Source organism: Lentibacillus populi, assembly GCA_014642895.1.
GTDB classification, from domain to species: Bacteria; Bacillota; Bacilli; order Bacillales; family Amphibacillaceae; genus Lentibacillus_C; species Lentibacillus_C populi.
The window spans coordinates 30593-47270 of record BMJD01000010.1 but is presented as its reverse complement, the minus strand read 5'-3'; the positions used below and the strand labels follow the sequence as shown (position 1 = coordinate 47270).

Genomic DNA, 16678 nt, shown 5'->3' with positions numbered 1-16678 from the left:
GATAAATAAGGATCAATATTTAAGATTTTATCTGCAGAAAAGAGGATGATTATGAACAGTCAATCCATTCAGGAGCTTCTGCAAAAAGTTCCCTTATTCAAAGATTTAACGGATTATGAAATGGAACCGATTGTAGATCTTGCAAAATCTCGAATATACCGGCGTGGGACACACATATTCATGCAAGGAGACCCATTAACGAACGTCTATTTTATCCACCAGGGAAAAGTGAAAATATACAAGACAGATTTTCATGGAAAGGAGCAAATCGTTAATGTCCTGCAGCGTGATGATATGTTTCCCCATCAAGGCTTTTTCAGACAGGACAATTACCCGGCACATGCGGAGATACTGGAGGATGCTACGCTAATCTATATTCCAATCCATTCTTTTGAAAACTTTCTTATCACCCATCCGGAAATTTGCATAAAGTTATTTCGTGTGTTAGGTGATATTATCGTTGATTTGCAAAGTAGATTGGAAGAGAAGATTTTGCACAATACGTACGAACAAATTGTTAAGCTTCTATTACGGCTTGCCCGGCAATACGGCACGAAGACAAGCGATCGTCACATTCGTGTAGCTACCCATTTTACCAACCGGGAGCTTGCCAACATGATTGGATCCAGTCGTGAAACGGTAAGCCGTACATTAACACAGCTGCGAAAGCAAAAATTGGTAACAATGGATAAAGCCGGTTTTTTCCTGCTGGATACGGAAAAATTGGAAGACGAGATGTTTTAGCCTACAAGCGACTGCTGGCATTGTAGTCGGTGTACTAACCTGCAACCTCAAACAGAATGACCCGAATATTCGTATATTTAGATTTAGTAAACTGCACAGCCATAGCTCTCTTGTCATAAAGAAGGCTGTCCTTTCATCGGACAGCCTTCTACTGCTAATCTACGGCTTTCCCATTCCCCGCAAAAACTGCAGCATCATCGTAATACTTTTATTAATCTCGGGATCCTTAAGCGCCTTTAACAGATCGAGCGGTCTGGTTGGTTCAGTTCGTTCATATGTGCGTGCCTCTTCCATCGCGTTGTTTAGTTTAGTTGTAAAATATTTCAGATCATCCACCCGGAGATCACCAAGCAGGAAAACCAATTTTCCGGCATTCTCCATTATTTCGGCATACTGTTCCTTGTTCAGTTCCCCCATAATATTTTCCATTGCTTCTTCTTTATGCTTCACAAGCGCGTTTATCATATCAAGGAACCCATTATCATGGATCGTTGACAATAAATCAATGCCTTTCAAAATAGCTTCTTTATTATCACTGACAGCTTTTATGACTTCTTCTATATTGCGCTCCTGAATGACCTCTTCAGGAATTTCCATTCGTTTAATGCTTGAAATAGGATTTGCCACTAGTTTTTCACCTTGCTTCCTGGAAAGATATAGTCTTTACGTTCCCATTTTCGTTCCACATTGACACTGATTTGCGGCTGCCGATTCCCTTTCCTGTGGTTGTGTGATGGGATTGGACTATTCCCTTTTCTCTGCAAAACTACCATTTTCGCGGCTACTTCCTTGTAAGCCGGTGTATTACTATCCTTATCGACTTTATTATTCGTTAAATAATTAATTGCCGATTTCCCATTATCATTTAAGGGCAAATAAAGCTCTTTCCCTTGTACTCGATCTGTTATATGGACTGATACTTTTACTTCTCCTTCTCTTGAGATCAGCTTCACTTTCGCCCCTTCTTCGACACCACGATCCTTGGCCAGCTCATGGGAAATTTCGACAAATGCGTTTGGTAATTCATGCGTTAATCCTGCTGATTTATAGGTCATATTACCTTCATGAAAATGCTCAAGCACCCGACCATTGTTAACATGCAAATCGTATTCCTCATCTGTATCATAATCATAGTTAAAATCCAATGGGTACAATTGCGCCTTATTATCCTCAAACGGAAACCCATCAACATATAATAACGGTGTATCAGTACCATCTTGTAAAACCGGCCATTGCAAACTACTATAGCCTGTTAAACGATCATAGCTTACTCCTCTAAATAATGAAGCAAGTTTTGCTGCTTCATCCATAATTTCCGATGGATGGGAGTAATTCCAGTCATAGCCCATTTCTTTTGCAATTAACGTGATGATTTGCCAATCCGGCTTTGCATCCCCGACCGGATCAAGTGCTTGGTATAACCGTTGGATGCGCCGTTCGGTGTTCGTAAACGTTCCTTCTTTTTCCAGACTAGGGACTGCTGGCAAAATAACGTCAGCATATTCAGCTGTTTTCGTTAAGAATAAATCCTGTACAATAAAGAAATCCAATTTTTCGAAGGCATTAGTTACGTAGTTTATATTTGCATCGACAACACCAGTATCTTCCCCTAAAACATATAAAGAATGGAGCTCACCATCATGAATAGCACGGATCATCTCATGGTTGTCCTTACCCGGTTCTCTTGGAATCTCAGTATTCCATGCTTTTTCATAACGCTCCCGAACTGCATCATCGGTTACTTTTTCATAGCCCGGGAAGAAGTCTGGCATACTACCAAAATCACTGCACCCTTGTACATTATTGTGTCCCCTTAACGGATATGCCCCAGTACCATTTCGCATATAGTTACCGGTGATTAGCAACAAATTGGATATTGCCGTGCTTGTGTCACTTCCCAACGTATGCTGTGTTACACCCATCGCCCAGCAAATGGCCAATTTATCGACACGAACTATTTCCTGGGCAATTTCCTTTAAATCGGCTTGGGAAATTCCCGTTAATTCCTCAGCATACGCTAACGTAAATTTTTCCAGACTTTTTTTGTATTCAGCAAAGTTATTGACCCATTTATCAATAAACTCCCGGTTTTCCCAGCCTTGGTCAATAATATATTTTGTCACGGCAGACAACCAGACTAAATCAGTTCCGCTTTTGGGCCGGAAAAATCGATCGGCTCGCTGGGCCATTTCATGTTTCCGTAAATCGAACACGTACAGTTTTTGCCCGAAAAGTTTGTGTGAACGCTTAATTCTTGAGGCAATAACGGGATGTGACTCCGCAGTATTCGACCCAATAACTATCACCATATCTGCTTGGGCGATATCGTCAATCGAACCGGAATCACCGCCATGCCCAACAGTCCGAAACAGCCCTTTCGTTGCAGGAGCCTGACAGTAGCGGGAGCAATTATCCACATTATTTGTACCAATAACTTGTCTTGCCAGCTTTTGCATAAGATACGATTCTTCATTGGTTGCTTTCGATGAAGAAATAAAGCCAAGTGCATCTGGACCATGTTCTGCGCTAATTTCCTGAAATCGTTTTGCGATAAAGTCCAATGCTTCTTCCCATTCCACTTCAGCAAAATGATCCTCTTTTCGGATGAGCGGCCTAGTAATCCGTTCCTCTGAATTCACGTAATCCCAGCCGAATTTCCCTTTTACACAAGTGGAAATGCCATTTGCTGGGGAATCTTTTTGTGGCTGGACTTTTAATATTTTCCGGTCCTTTGTCCATACATCAAACGTACAGCCTACCCCACAGTATGTACATACCGTCTTCGTTTTTTCAATCCGTTCTTCCCGCATTGCGGCTTCTGTATCCGAGACCGCAAATAAAGGCCCGTACCCCGTTTCTGCTTTTTTCGTTACTTCAATCATCGAGCGTAACAAGCCTGGTTTATGGTCGGTCATATAGCCAGCTTCGCCTTCCATGGACGTTTCCATTATCGCATTACAGGGGCAAACCGTTGCACACTGGCCGCAACTGACACAAGATGATTGATCAATTGGTACGTCATTATCCCAGATAACACGCGGTTGTTCTCTGTCCCAGTCAATAAGTAAAGTTTCATTCACCTGAACATCCTGACAAACTTCAACACAGCGCCCACATAAGATACATTGATCCGGATCATACCGGTAAAACTTGGACGAACGATCAACCTCATATGGCTTTGCTTGAAAAGGCCTTGCCTGATGTTCCAATCCGAAATCAGCAACCATATTATGAATCTCGCATGTTCCATTGTTGTAATCGCAAACCGTACAATACAATTCATGCTTTTCTAATATTCTGTCTAACGCTTCCTTCTGTGCAGTATGGACCATTTCAGCGGTTGTCTCCACCTCCATCGCCTCGGTAATGGTTGTACCACATGCGCGGACAATTTCCCCATTGACCTTGACCATGCACGTGTCACAGGTCTGAATGGGCCCTAGTGATTCGTTATAACATATTTGTGGTACAAATTCGCCCGTAGTATTTATCAAATCTAGTAAAAGCTGTCCTGGTTCTGCCAGATATTCTCTACCATTTATTGTTACAATGATATGCTTTTGCATCAAGCTTTCCTCCCTATTTGGAAAAATACAGATTCCGCTGCACATCCCCATATATGCGCGAATCATGTGTATATACATTCAGTTTATTTTTGCGGACAAAACCAACTGCCGTAATGTGCAAATCATCAGCCAGTTTTAATGCCAAATCTGTAGGCGCTGATTTTGCTAACAGAATGCCCCCTCCCATTTTGGATACCTTCAAGACTACTTCAGAGGAAATCCTGCCACTAAATAAAATACATTTATCTTTCATTGACAGTTTATTTTGCAAAATAAATCCATATAGCTTATCAAGCGCATTGTGTCTGCCAATGTCAATGAAGGAGCTGATAATGCCGTTGCCAGCTGCCAGTGCTGCCTGGTGTACACCACCAGTACGATCAAACGCCTCGGCGATGTAATCGAATTGTTTCATCAAGTCAAGCGCCTGATCAGTGGAAATCGTTATTCTTGTTGTAATCGTTTTAGCTGTTTTAACGTCCTGTTTCAAATAAAATTCCCTGCTTTTACCACAGCAGGAACCAATCCATCGTTCAGTTCGTTCCGTAAATTCGATCGTGTTAACGAGCTCGACATAAGCAAACCCCGCCACATCGTCAATTGTTAATGCTCTCATTTGTCCGATCGATCGAATAATACCTTCTGAAGCCAAGAAGCCAATAACTAATTCTTCTAGATGATTTGGCGTACAAACAATCGTGGCGTATTGTGTACCGTTGATCACAATCGTCATTGCCGATTCGCGAGCGATTTCGTCTTCCTCTATTGTCTGCAGGTGGTGATGATATTTCGTTGTCTTCCATAATGTTGTACTATTTTTGTCCATAATCGCTCCTCCCTTTGACCATAAACCATACCTTTTCCCACGTAAGACCGACTATTAAATTATATTTCTAACAAGCGCCGATGATTCCACTAACGTGGTTCATTAACAATACCCGAAATTTCGATGTTTGCATCATATTGCTCACCTTGTAATCGTTTCATATCAACCCTGATCCATAGGGAAAGAATCAAAGCAACGATGAAAAGAATGCCAAAGACAAACATCGTAATATTGTAGCTTTTCGTTGAATCATAAATTAGTGATAAAAGAAGCGGACCAGCCACGCCAGCCATTGCCCAGGCAGTCAGAATATAACCGTGAATAGCACCGAGCTGTTTTGTCCCGAATATATCGCCAATATAAGCAGGAACGGATGAGAAGCCACCACCGTAACAGGACACAATGAAAAACACCAGTATTTGCAGCAATATTGCACTTGCAGCAAATGGCAAAAGCAAGAATGCAGCAATTTGAATCACAAAAAACGTGGTATAAACATTTGGACGTCCGATATAGTCTGACAACGTTGCCCAGCCGATCCGACCGCCACCATTAAATAACCCCATAATTCCAACCATGGCTGCAGCCGCGGCAGGTGTCATCCCGGCAATTTGCTGAGCCATTGGAGATGCAACTGAAATGATAGCAATTCCACATGTTACATTCAAAAACAGCATAAACCATAACATCCAAAACCGGCGCGTTTTTATTGCTTCATTCGCAGTAAGCTGGGAAAGATCCGGTTTAATTTTTCGTGTACCATTTTGTTCACTTTCTCGAAATCCTTTAGGTGCCCAGCCCTTTGGCGGTGGGGCAAGATACAAAGAGGCGAGGCTCATAACGGCAAAATAAATAATTCCAAGAATAAAAAACGTGTTGGAAATTCCTACTTTAACGATTAAGGATGCAGCTGCCGGGCCACTAATTAATGCCGCAAAACCAAAGCCCATAATGGCAAGACCCGTAGCAAGTCCCCGATGATCGGGGAACCATTTGACCAGCGTCGATACTGGAGCTATGTATCCTATCCCCAAACCAATTCCACCGATAATACCGTAGAAAAAATACAATAGAAGCAATGATTCCATTGCTGTGGCAAGACCTGAACCAGCTACACCGACACCAAAAAACAGCGCAGCCAGCATTGCTGATTTTCTCGGTCCATGTTTTTCAACAAATCTGCCCATAAAAGCAGCAGCAAACCCCAAAATAAAAATGGCAATACTAAAAACGAGCGAAATTTCTGTCGTACTCCAGCCAAATTGGTCTACCATCGGATTTGTAAAAACACTCCATGCATAGGCGGATCCAATCGAAATATGAACCCCGACAGCAGAGGCAGCAATTAACCAGCGATTTTTAACCCTCTCCAATGACATCCTCTCCCCTTTTGGTTTTCAATTATAAACACTTTGTGAATTAAATTTAAAGCAAATTTATCATGTAAGCGTATGCAAGTCAACCAGCATTTTGACTTTATTGAATTTTCATCGCGCTTTCCATTACGTTCCCACATTCTTGGTGATGTTTCACGTTTTACGTTGCATATGGACTTGTGACATTAATCACTACTTTTCTAATTGAAAATAATTATCATGGGGTATAACAAAGGCATATGAATCCGTAATACGAGGTGATAGTTCAATGAGCACAAAAAAATTTATCGAGTTAGATGTACGGGAGGATCTTCGTTTAAAAAAAGAGCCTTTCGATAAAATCATGGGAGCCGTGAAGCAGTTGGAAGATGGGCAAGCACTTGTATTACACGCACCCTTTAATCCTGTTCCTTTACATGCTGTTTTAAAGCGCAAAGGGTTCACACATGAAGCCGAAAAAGTAGCGAAAAAGCACTGGAAAGTTACCTATATCAAAAAAGGAGTTGAATGAAGTATGATTATTGATAATCGTGGACTAGAACCACCAAAGCCAATGATGCGTACACTAAAGGCATTGGACAAGATGAACAGCGGTGAGTCGTTAACCATTATCAATGACCGTCGTCCGATGTTTTTGTACGAGGAATTAAATGAGCGCGGATATTTGCATGAAACAGAACCTCAGGAAGATGGAAGTTTCAAGATTATCATAACAAAGACTGGTGATTAAACATGATGCCCGGTACGAGCATGAAATCAGACACAAACATTAAATTACCACTGGCTTTTATTCTTTATGCGCTAATAGCATTAGTAGCAGCACAAATAATACTTTTTGTAAATAATGATCTATTAGCTGCGGGAAATTTTCGCATCCCCGACATCTGGATGGGGGCTCATTTTTTGCTGTTAGGATATGCTGTCATGATTGCGATGGGGGCAATGTATCAGCTTGTCCCTGTTGCCTTCCTGACACCGATATGGAATCAAACATTTGGTTTTATCCAATTTCTTGTTACCGCTATTGGGATAACAGTTTTTGCGTTGTTACTGGGCTTGAAACCTGACCAGGCTATCTACGGTGGAATTATGGCCATTATTGGGATCATTATGTTTGTGATTCAGATGGCTAAAACGATCTTAAGGCAGCAAAAGAGAAATTCAATGACCCTATTTGTTCTTGGAGCAATTACCTGCTTTTTTTTAACAATTGTTGCCGGATTTTTGTTAGCATGGAATTTTGCCTTTGGCGGTGTTGGTAACCATAATACCATTTTGCATACGCATATCGTACTTGGCGTTGCTGGATGGTTCACCTTGCTGATTTTCGGGTTTTCCTATAAGCTTGTCCCCATGTTCAGTTTATCTCATGGTTATTCGATGAAATGGGCAAAAACCGCCTTCTTTACCTATATTGCAGGATTGCTCGGATTAATTGGATCATTTTGGACAGGAAGTGCATTGTTATCAGGAATTGGCTGGATTTTGCTGTTAGCCGGATTTAGCTTCTTTTTCTTTGATATTCGGGAAATCCTCGCAAAACGAATTAAGAAAAAATTGGATCGTCCTTTTTCATTTTCTTTGTTAGCCATTCATATTGGTTTAGGTGTCCATATAATCGCTGTAGGGCTATATCTTTTTCAGGTAAGTAATCAATTGATTTGGAGCTGGTTGATTTTTCTTTATGTGATGGGCTGGATCATCTTTAGCATTTTAGGATATTTATACAAAATTGTTCCATTTCTATGGTGGACATACAAATACTCGGAACGAATCGGCAAGGAAAAAGTTCCGACATTAAAAGATATGGTTAATGAAAAAGTGGCTGTAATACTGCTTGTGTTGTTTATCATTAGTGTTGCAGGACTCATGCTGTCCGGGTTATTACAACTTAGTATATTTTTACTTATTTTTCAGGCTCTGCTCGCGTTAACTTCATTACTTTACACAATATCCATTATCCGCGTGCTGCTTGTTTAATAATGAAAGGAGAGATTAGAAATGTCATTATTAACAGAGGTTAGGGCATCATTATTTGAAGTGATTGATCCGGAACTTGGTGTTAATATTATGGATTTGGGGCTTATTTATGCGATTGAACTGGATGATAATGATAACGTTAAAATCACGATGACACTTACGACCCCCGGATGCCCGATGCATGATAGCATTGCTAACGGAGTAAAATATCGAGTCGGTCAAATTGAAGGGGTTGCTGAGATTGATGTTAACCTCGTTTGGGAACCGGCATGGTCACCTGATAAAATGAGTGACCGGGCAAAAGAAATGCTAGGGTTTGCATAAAGTGAAGCTTCATTCAGCGGGGGTTTCCGACACACAGGACGTAGCGTTTTTAGTTTACTCACACTTAGAGGTGGGTATTGCAGCGTTAATACATAATAAAATACTAAAGGCTAAAGATACCGCTATATCTTTAGCCACTATGGCGCCTCCTCTTAATAAGGAGGAGTTAGCAGGTAATCGTAGGCCTCTCCTTGAAGAAGCCTATTTTTTTTATGATATCTCTATGCAAATGGCTCCATCATCCCCCGCTAACCGGCGGAATAAATGCGACGACATCACCATCCGCAATTTTCGCTTCTTCGGTTTGATACTCCTCGTTAACCGCAATCATCGCATTATCAAGGTTTTCCAACTGATAGGTTGCCAGCAATTTTGCTTTTAACTCCTTGACCGAAACAACATCCGCTTCGACAGAAATTTTCTCCTTTCCTATCGCTTCCCGCAACTCGGCAAAAAATAACACATCAATCATTTTTCATTTCCTCCTCTGTTGGCAGATTGTCCATATAAGAAACCATTTCTTTCTGATCACCTATCCACTCGGTGCCATCTTCCCAGTGTTCCTTTTTCCAGATCGGGACAATTTCCTTAATTCGTTCAATGGCATATCTGCTTGCCGCAAAGGCATCATTTCGATGTGGAGTCGAAACAGCAATGACAACAGCAATATCGGAAAGCTCCAAACGACCGATACGATGTACAATTGCTGTTTTGGCATCCGGCCATTTTTCACTTATTTCATTACCGATTTGGCAAAGCTTTTTCTCCGCCATTGCAATATATGCCTGGTATTCCAAAAATAATGTTCGCTTACCCTTCGTAAATTCGCGAACGGTGCCAATAAATGTATTAATCGCTCCCGCCTCGGTACGAACAACCTTTGCGATGCAATCATTCAGGTTTATCGGCTGATCGGTAATCCAAAAATCCTTTGCCATCCTAACACCTTCCGTCCAGTATGTAATCCGCCAGCTTAATTACATGTGCTTCCATGTTTGTGATCGGAAACGCAGGATAATTTACACCTTTTAGCAGGCCTTCATCCCATGATCCTACTGCAATTATCGACGAAAGCTTGTTTAAAAGCGATTTGTCCTCTTCACATTTTAATAAAACAATTTTGGGAAAATCCGCTTGTTTAAACCCTTCTACAAACAATAAATTAATCTGCAATAATGTAAATAATCGAATAAGTTCTGTTAAATCCAGATTCGGAAGGATTATTTGGCTGTTAGTTTCTCCTTGAACCAGACTAACGCTTGCACCTGCTGCAAAATGCTGATAATTATCCGTATTCTTTATTAATGCGGGCTCTCCTCCATGTCCGTGATGTTTTAACGAACCGACTTTCAAGCCCTTTTTGGAAAAGTGCGTTATCAAATACTTCATTACAGTTGTTTTACCTGAATTTTTATAACCAACTATTTGGCATGTTTGCATATCCAAGCCCTCATTTTAAAAATCTCATTTTGAAAAGTAAAAAGGCTGATCCATCACTAATGAATCAACCTTGTACCATAACACTGATCAATCTGGAATGCCTAATGCAATCTTTGCATAACGCGACATTTTATCTTTGCCCCATGGCGGATTCCATACGATGTTCACGTTAACTTCTTTTATTTCAGGGATGTCATCAAGTGCCCGTTTAATGTCAGCTTCAATATGCGCGGAAAGTGGGCAACCCATTGCAGTGAGCGTCATGGTTACATCACAAACACCGTCATCTTTCAAATCAACACCGTATATGAGACCAAGGTTTACAATATCAATGCCCAATTCTGGGTCAATAACATTTTCGAGTGCACCTAGTATGTTATCCTGTAACGCTTCATCCATCAGAATACCTCCCTACCTGTTTCTTATTCTTATTTAAACATATTTCCATGTTTTTTTAAATGATTTACCTCACACCTTATAGTACGTACTTGTGCAAAGGTCTTGAAGGCCTAGGCGGCGAGTTTCCGAGCACGGATTTGAACAGAATGTGCTGACTCCTAACGTTGGCGATTGTCGTAGGTGGTTTTGGCAGAAGATCCCCTATTGCCAGCTCGAGATTGACCGCTTACTTTTGGTACTTTTTGAACATCCTCTTACAAATGTGTATCAAACCATTTTACAGTTTCCAAAATGGCGTAACGGCTCACTTTATGATCACGATTTGCTTCTTTGATAAAACGAATATGATCCTGATTCGTATATTGATGTCTTGCTTCATCATAAAAGGTGTACGAATGATCAAACGGAACAACGGAGTCACTTTCGCCGTGCCAAAATAATAATGGCCGCTGATCAAGTTTTTCTGCCTGTTTTGACAGGTCAAAAGTCACAAGTTCTTCATACAATTGATCGATCTCTTCTTCTGTTACAGGCAGTTTCCCCATTTTTTTAAAGCTGTTAACCAATGTTTTAGCATAGGTGGTGATTTTTGGGGATCCCATTAACACGGCAGCAGCTTTTATCCAGGAATATTGCGTTAATGCAGCCGAGGTTGTAATTCCGCCCATACTTGTCCCGGCAACCCCAATTCGGTTGTCTACAATCAATTCCCGCTTCTCAAGTTCATCCTTGATCTCTTTTAATTCCTTTACATTCTGCATCACAATATCCCAAAATGAAATTTGTTTTTTTAGTGCTGAAATTACAATCTCACGCTCTCCATGGTATTCGCTATCAGGCAGAACAACACGGTATCCCTTCTCAGCTAATAAATACGCTATCGGTAAACTATGTTCTTTCGCACTCGTAAAACCGTGAAAATAGATGACAACCGGTAAGGCCTCCTTTTCCTTATTCGCGTCAACAACAACTAATGCTGGAACTTTATTGAAGTTTTTATGTAATACACCAATCATCATCAAGATCCTCTCGTCAATATTATATATAAGTACATATTAGTATTATTCAGCACCCATTTGCAAACAGTTTGAATATCCGAAAGTAAATGGTGTGTTAACTTTTTGCGTTCGTGCAATATTATCCTTTACATTCTGATGAATCACTTATAAACTAGGTTCAGGCGAGGTGAAAACTAATGGAAAACAAACGGTATTTAATTGCGTTGGATTTAGATGGTACACTTTTAACCGATAAGAAGGAAATTAGCCCCCGAACCAAACAAACGGTAATGAAAGCAAAAGAGGAAGGTCATATTGTTGTTATTTCAACAGGCAGGCCGCATCGTGCAAGCATTAATTATTATAAAGAACTTGGATTAAACACACCAATGGTCAACTTTAACGGTGCACTGATCCATCATCCATACGATGAAAATTGGCAGGCATTGCATAATCCAATGCCAAAAAGAACGGCTCTTAAAATCGTTGATGCCTGTTACCAAATTGGTGTGCAAAACATCCTTGCTGAGGTACAAGACAATATTTACCTTGATCAATATGATGAAAAAATCCTGGAAATTTTTCATACAACACAGAATGACCCGCCATTTACGATTGGCAGCTTAAAAAATGAATTAAAGGATGATCCAACATCATTGCTTATTCATCCGGAAGAAAACCACATTCAGAAATTACGAAACCATTTGGACGATTATCACGCAGAATTAATCGAGCACCGCAAATGGGGCGCCCCATGGAATATCATTGAGATTGTAAAGAAGGGGATGAATAAAGCAATTGGATTAAAAAAAGTCGCTCATTATTATCATATCCCAGAAGAACGAATTATTGCGTTTGGAGATGAAGATAATGACTTTGAAATGATCGATTACGCTGGTGTCGGTGTTGCAATGGGAAACGCCATTAATGAACTGAAAACCATTGCCGATCACGTAACAGATACGAATGAAGCAGATGGAATAGGTGTTTTTCTGGAAAATTATTTGAACCTGGATAAAAACGGAAACACCCATATAGCAAGGTAGAACTCCGCCTGTTCTACCATTCGGTACCTGATGGTAATTTCATTTATTGGATAGTTCTTCTTCTATTTAGAAGTATTCCTTCCATTTCGGACAGTATCTTATCCGACTTGGGCAGTTTTTCCTCTATCTCGAACAGTATCTTATTCGATCTGGACAGTATCCCCTTCATTCAGGATCATTGTTTTCCCAGTGACAGTGTTCCGTAAGTATCTCGTTTTTGTTGATTTCCGGCATTTACCTTCTATATTTGCAAAACATCTATCCATACTAGTAGTGAGCGTAGGATATACGTTCACTTATTTTGTTGGGAGGAATCATCATGGGAAAGCACAGTAAGTCGAGAAGATTTACACAGCAAGGCTCAGATTCCGTTAAAAAACATGATGAACGGTTTCCTTACAGAACACGTTTTTCAGATGTGGAACGAAAACATGAGGAAGCTGACAACCACACAGTAGGAGGATTTTAATTGGAAAATAATCTTTTTCAACAAGCCAAATCTGCTGTTAGTCGTTTAACAAATGCTCAAAATACGCCTAGTGAACAGGAAAAACAGGCTGCACAAAATGCTATCCAGCAAGCATACAACGATTGTACAGCTGAGGAAAAGCAGCAATTGCAGCAGCTTGAACAAACACTTAAACAAAAAAACCAATTGAGCTAATCTCCGCAAAAATGGTCTGGGCAGGCAGAAACCACATGCTTGTCCTACCTAAAAGCTTGGTCTTAGTCAATATCTACTTCATTAACAATGATGAAACAGTTTCGCTATTACTAAGCAAATCCCCCTGGCCAATGAAAATTGACCGGGGGATTTTTCATTTATATCTTTTTTCCCTGTTCTTTTTCTGCTAATATAGATGTAAGTAGGTATAATTTTAGGAGGGATTAATACATGGGAGTAAGAGCTGAAGCTACACCGAATCCAAACGCGCTGAAATTTACAACAGATAAATTGATCTTTCAAGGCAACAACAGTATTTCTGTAATGCCCGGGGATACAAGTGAACATGAAATACTCAATGATTTAATGAAGCTGAAAGGCGTTGATAATGTCTTTGGATATCAAAATTTCATTACAGTCAATAAACAATTTGATGTGGAATGGGACGACCTTCAACCTGAAGTGATAAAGGTATTTGAGAGCTACGGATATTAATCCGCGATGGGAACCGAATTATATTATAAAAAAAGCTTGGGTAGTCCAAGCTTTTTTACATAACTTGCTTAATGTTTTATTCTTTCCCAACATCCACTGGTACATAATTTGGATTAACGATCTCACCTTCGTTATTTTTACTATAAAACGTAAAGACCGGAATTTGTTTTGCTGTTTTTCCGTCATCAGGCTGATCAATCGCCAATTCGAAACTCCCCCACCCACTTTTATCCGTATCCAATTCAATTTTTCTCTCTTCCACAACAACGGTATCACCATATTTTAACGTAAAGAAAAATTCGTCATTTGTAGCGTTCGCATTCCCTTTCACTATAATTTTTCCATCTGGTGTTTTAATATCAATATTATTTAATTGTACCGAAACCTTTTCCTTGTCCGCTACTGGCTTATCCTGATTCTGGTTTTCCTTCTGGCCTGGATTATCTTGACCGCTGCAGCCTGCCAAAAGAAAAATGATGGAAGCTAACAATAGTAGTTTTTTCATGCTTTACCTCCTTGCAGCTTAAATTAGTCGTTGCGTCTAAAAAATCCGAAAATCCCTGTTGTTTGCACAATATTGGTGAATGCATTCGGATCCACTTCGGAAATAATTTTTTCCAGGTCATATAGCTCGTACCTTGTAATAACAAGATACATCATATTTTTGTTTTCTTTTGTATACGCGCCTGTTGCAGGTAAAATGGTGATGCCCCGCACCATTTTATTATGAATTGCCTGTTGCAGTTCTTCTGCCTTGTGCGTTATAATCATAGCCGTTACCTTCTCATGGCGAGTATGAATGGCGTCTATAACACGTGTTGTTACATATAATGCTACCATCGTATATAAAGCATTTTCCGGTTCATAAAGTACACCAGCCAACGCAATTATAACAGCATTCAGCAATAAAAAGTATGTACCAATTGGCCTGTCCTTCATTCGGGAAAGTACCATTGCCACAATATCCATACCACCTGTTGATGCACCAATCTTTAGTGTAATTCCTACACCAGTTCCTGCAATAACGCCACCAAATACAGCGTTTAATATAATATCCTCTGATAAGCGAAGTACCGGGAGAACTTCCAAAAAGATCGTTGTGCACAAAACAGAAATTGCACTATAAATCGTAAAACCTTTTCCTACTTTAAACCATCCCAAGACGGCAACCGGAATATTAAGCAGGAATAACAGAATACCAGTACTAATCCGAATATCCAAAAAGTCTTTAAAGATACTCGAAATGAGCTGTGCAGCACCCGTGAAACCACTCGCATAGACATTGGCTTCAATGAGAAAGAAGTTTAATGAAATAGCTCCTAATAAAGAACCGAATATAACAATAATAATCCGTTTTGCCTCAACTAAAAACATGTCTGCCTCCTTATAATTCAATGGGCTTTTTCCCTCTAACCGTTTGCTGAACGATCGAATCTTTACGGGTAGTTAATCCCCGGCATTTTCTTTTCCACTTTCTTTAAGTATCTGGAAGCAGTGTTTCACTGCCCGTTTAGACGGGTAAAAGCTGGCAATTTTGAAAATAATGAAGAAATATACTTTGACTAACTACTATATTAGCTATAAACTAATAAGAAAATAACGTTTTATTTTATGAATGAAGGTGAAAAACATGAATGTAAAAATTCTAGCCGATTCAGCATGTGATCTGTCGGAACAATATTATAACGAATTTGCCATTGAAATGATACCATTAACCGTTCATCTTGATGAAAAAGACTTTCAGGATGGAAAGACCATTTCGGCGAAAACCGTCTATGATGCAATGCGCGAAGGAAAAAGTCCGAAAACATCCCAAGCATCTGCCCAAGCTTTTAAAACTATTTTTACATCGTACGCGGAAACAAATCAACCCTTAATTTATTTCGCCTTCTCCTCGGAGCTATCTGGTACATATCAAGCAGCAAAAATGATGGAGCAGGAAATTAAAGAAAACTATCCGGATGCGCCCATTTATGCGGTTGACACAAAATGCGCTTCAATCGGCTATGGACTGGTCGTTCTCCGAGCTGCCCAACTCGCGAAAAACGGTGCAAGTGTGGAAGAAATTTTGGAAACTGCAACCTACCATGCCAACCATATGGAGCACATTTTTACCGTTGATGACCTGGAATACCTGTATCGTGGCGGGCGGGTTAGTAAAACAGCCGCATTTGTCGGTTCTTTATTAAAAATTAAACCGATCCTGCATGTTGACGATGGCAAATTAATCCCACTTGAAAAAATGCGCGGGTCCAAAAAATTGCTTGCCCGTATGGTTGACATTATGGACGAACGTGGTGTTGATATCAACAATCAGGTTATTGGTATTAGCCACGGCGATGATTTGGAACGAGCCGAACAATTAGCGGAAATGATTAAGGAAAAATTCCAACCAAAGGATATCGTGATTGAAATGGTTGGTTCAGTAATCGGAGCACACTCCGGGCCAGGTACACTTGCCCTGTTTTTCTTAAATGATCAATATAAATAAATGATATTAGAGCATGTTCAAAAAGTCACCAAATGATAAGCGGCGACTTTTTGAACATGCACTATTAGGCTATCCTGTTGGGTAGCTTTTTCTTTTTTATCACGCATTAACGCGAAGTAATACCCCACTGAATGAAGTTCACTTTATCACTAATGAAGTGCTGCGTTTGTTCGGAAAATAGTCCCTTCCACCGTTCCACCAGATCAAAGGCACAAGATACATTCAATTTCCCCTTGCCGCGCAGTTTTGCAGTTCCATTCATCACAATGTTCAACCACATTTTCAACTCCTTCTGTAACAAAAATAAATGTTCATCGTCTAATTTGTTA

22 protein-coding genes are annotated in these 16678 nt (G+C 40.1%); 10 read left to right on the top strand and 12 right to left on the bottom strand.

From position 1 onward, the window contains the following. Window positions 1–51 precede the first annotated feature (51 nt). Window positions 52–744, top strand: coding sequence for a Crp/Fnr family transcriptional regulator (locus IEX12_RS08425; protein ID WP_088049736.1), 693 nt, complete (start codon window positions 52–54; stop codon window positions 742–744). A 159-nt stretch (window positions 745–903) separates the two neighbouring features. On the opposite strand, the gene IEX12_RS08420 is transcribed toward IEX12_RS08425, so the two are convergent. From IEX12_RS08420 to IEX12_RS08405, 4 genes are all read right to left on the bottom strand, one after another. Then, window positions 904–1371, bottom strand: a complete 468-nt coding sequence (locus IEX12_RS08420) for a helical membrane plugin domain-containing protein (protein ID WP_088049735.1) — start codon at window positions 1369–1371, stop codon at window positions 904–906. After that, complete coding sequence (gene fdhF, locus IEX12_RS08415) at window positions 1371–4310, bottom strand: formate dehydrogenase subunit alpha (RefSeq protein ID WP_188724948.1); 2940 nt, start codon at window positions 4308–4310, stop codon at window positions 1371–1373. Before fdhF ends, IEX12_RS08420 begins: the two co-directional genes overlap by 1 nt. Window positions 4311–4323: 13 nt before the next feature. Next, on the bottom strand, window positions 4324–5136 hold the full coding sequence (gene fdhD, locus IEX12_RS08410; protein WP_088049733.1) for a formate dehydrogenase accessory sulfurtransferase FdhD: 813 nt from the start codon (window positions 5134–5136) through the stop codon (window positions 4324–4326). A gap of 89 nt (window positions 5137–5225) precedes the next feature. Continuing rightward, window positions 5226–6509 carry an L-lactate MFS transporter gene (locus IEX12_RS08405; RefSeq protein WP_188724947.1) on the bottom strand — a complete coding sequence of 428 codons (1284 nt, stop codon included), beginning with the start codon at window positions 6507–6509 and terminating at the stop codon, window positions 5226–5228. Window positions 6510–6780: 271 nt separating this feature from the next. Here IEX12_RS08405 and IEX12_RS08400 point away from each other — a divergent pair, with 271 nt between their 5' ends. The 4 genes from IEX12_RS08400 to IEX12_RS08385 are packed head-to-tail and all read left to right on the top strand — an operon-like array spanning window position 6781 to window position 8816. Then, window positions 6781–7023 (top strand): DUF2249 domain-containing protein, encoded by a 243-nt coding sequence (locus IEX12_RS08400; protein ID WP_088049731.1) that lies wholly within the window; start codon window positions 6781–6783, stop codon window positions 7021–7023. Window positions 7024–7026: 3 nt separating this feature from the next. Then, window positions 7027–7242 (top strand): DUF2249 domain-containing protein, encoded by a 216-nt coding sequence (locus IEX12_RS08395; RefSeq protein ID WP_088049730.1) that lies wholly within the window; start codon window positions 7027–7029, stop codon window positions 7240–7242. A 2-nt stretch (window positions 7243–7244) separates the two neighbouring features. Next, window positions 7245–8492 (top strand): hypothetical protein, encoded by a 1248-nt coding sequence (locus IEX12_RS08390; protein WP_188724946.1) that lies wholly within the window; start codon window positions 7245–7247, stop codon window positions 8490–8492. Window positions 8493–8513: 21 nt separating this feature from the next. Further along, window positions 8514–8816, top strand: a complete 303-nt coding sequence (locus IEX12_RS08385; RefSeq protein ID WP_088049728.1) for a metal-sulfur cluster assembly factor — start codon at window positions 8514–8516, stop codon at window positions 8814–8816. Window positions 8817–9054: 238 nt separating this feature from the next. Here IEX12_RS08385 and moaD read toward each other — a convergent pair whose 3' ends face one another. The 5 genes from moaD to IEX12_RS08360 form a co-directional block, all read right to left on the bottom strand. Further along, window positions 9055–9288 (bottom strand): molybdopterin converting factor subunit 1, encoded by a 234-nt coding sequence (moaD, locus tag IEX12_RS08380; protein ID WP_088049727.1) that lies wholly within the window; start codon window positions 9286–9288, stop codon window positions 9055–9057. Beyond that, complete coding sequence (locus IEX12_RS08375) at window positions 9281–9754, bottom strand: molybdenum cofactor biosynthesis protein MoaE (protein WP_088049726.1); 474 nt, start codon at window positions 9752–9754, stop codon at window positions 9281–9283. The genes moaD and IEX12_RS08375 overlap by 8 nt, the downstream gene beginning before the upstream one ends. 1 nt (window position 9755) lies before the next feature. Beyond that, window positions 9756–10256 carry a molybdopterin-guanine dinucleotide biosynthesis protein B gene (gene mobB, locus IEX12_RS08370; RefSeq protein WP_088049725.1) on the bottom strand — a complete coding sequence of 167 codons (501 nt, stop codon included), beginning with the start codon at window positions 10254–10256 and terminating at the stop codon, window positions 9756–9758. Between the two features lie 87 nt (window positions 10257–10343). After that, window positions 10344–10655 carry a metal-sulfur cluster assembly factor gene (locus IEX12_RS08365; RefSeq protein WP_088049724.1) on the bottom strand — a complete coding sequence of 104 codons (312 nt, stop codon included), beginning with the start codon at window positions 10653–10655 and terminating at the stop codon, window positions 10344–10346. A gap of 254 nt (window positions 10656–10909) precedes the next feature. Then, window positions 10910–11671: an alpha/beta fold hydrolase gene (locus IEX12_RS08360; RefSeq protein WP_088050955.1), complete on the bottom strand. Its 762-nt coding sequence runs from the start codon at window positions 11669–11671 to the stop codon at window positions 10910–10912. Between the two features lie 179 nt (window positions 11672–11850). On the opposite strand from IEX12_RS08360, the gene IEX12_RS08355 reads away from it, so the two are divergent. The 4 genes from IEX12_RS08355 (at window position 11851) to IEX12_RS08340 (ending at window position 13858) form a co-directional block, all read left to right on the top strand. After that, window positions 11851–12699, top strand: a complete 849-nt coding sequence (locus IEX12_RS08355) for a Cof-type HAD-IIB family hydrolase (protein WP_088049723.1) — start codon at window positions 11851–11853, stop codon at window positions 12697–12699. Window positions 12700–13018: 319 nt separating this feature from the next. Next, window positions 13019–13168 (top strand): hypothetical protein, encoded by a 150-nt coding sequence (locus IEX12_RS08350; protein WP_188724945.1) that lies wholly within the window; start codon window positions 13019–13021, stop codon window positions 13166–13168. Further along, entirely contained in the window at window positions 13169–13363 is a 195-nt protein-coding gene (locus tag IEX12_RS08345; protein ID WP_088049722.1) for a DUF3813 family protein, read from the top strand. A 231-nt stretch (window positions 13364–13594) separates the two neighbouring features. Next, window positions 13595–13858 (top strand): NifU N-terminal domain-containing protein, encoded by a 264-nt coding sequence (locus tag IEX12_RS08340; RefSeq protein WP_088049721.1) that lies wholly within the window; start codon window positions 13595–13597, stop codon window positions 13856–13858. Between the two features lie 76 nt (window positions 13859–13934). Here IEX12_RS08340 and IEX12_RS08335 read toward each other — a convergent pair whose 3' ends face one another. Both IEX12_RS08335 and IEX12_RS08330 read right to left on the bottom strand, forming a co-directional pair. After that, complete coding sequence (locus tag IEX12_RS08335) at window positions 13935–14363, bottom strand: lipoprotein (RefSeq protein WP_088049720.1); 429 nt, start codon at window positions 14361–14363, stop codon at window positions 13935–13937. Between the two features lie 23 nt (window positions 14364–14386). Continuing rightward, a complete protein-coding gene (locus tag IEX12_RS08330) occupies window positions 14387–15232 on the bottom strand; it encodes a YitT family protein (protein ID WP_088049719.1) in 846 nt (281 codons plus the stop codon). 256 nt (window positions 15233–15488) lie between these two features. On the opposite strand from IEX12_RS08330, the gene IEX12_RS08325 reads away from it, so the two are divergent. Next, window positions 15489–16349 (top strand): DegV family protein, encoded by an 861-nt coding sequence (locus tag IEX12_RS08325; RefSeq protein ID WP_088049718.1) that lies wholly within the window; start codon window positions 15489–15491, stop codon window positions 16347–16349. A gap of 106 nt (window positions 16350–16455) precedes the next feature. Here IEX12_RS08325 and IEX12_RS08320 read toward each other — a convergent pair whose 3' ends face one another. Beyond that, window positions 16456–16629: a hypothetical protein gene (locus IEX12_RS08320; RefSeq protein ID WP_159457754.1), complete on the bottom strand. Its 174-nt coding sequence runs from the start codon at window positions 16627–16629 to the stop codon at window positions 16456–16458. Window positions 16630–16678: the final 49 nt, after the last annotated feature.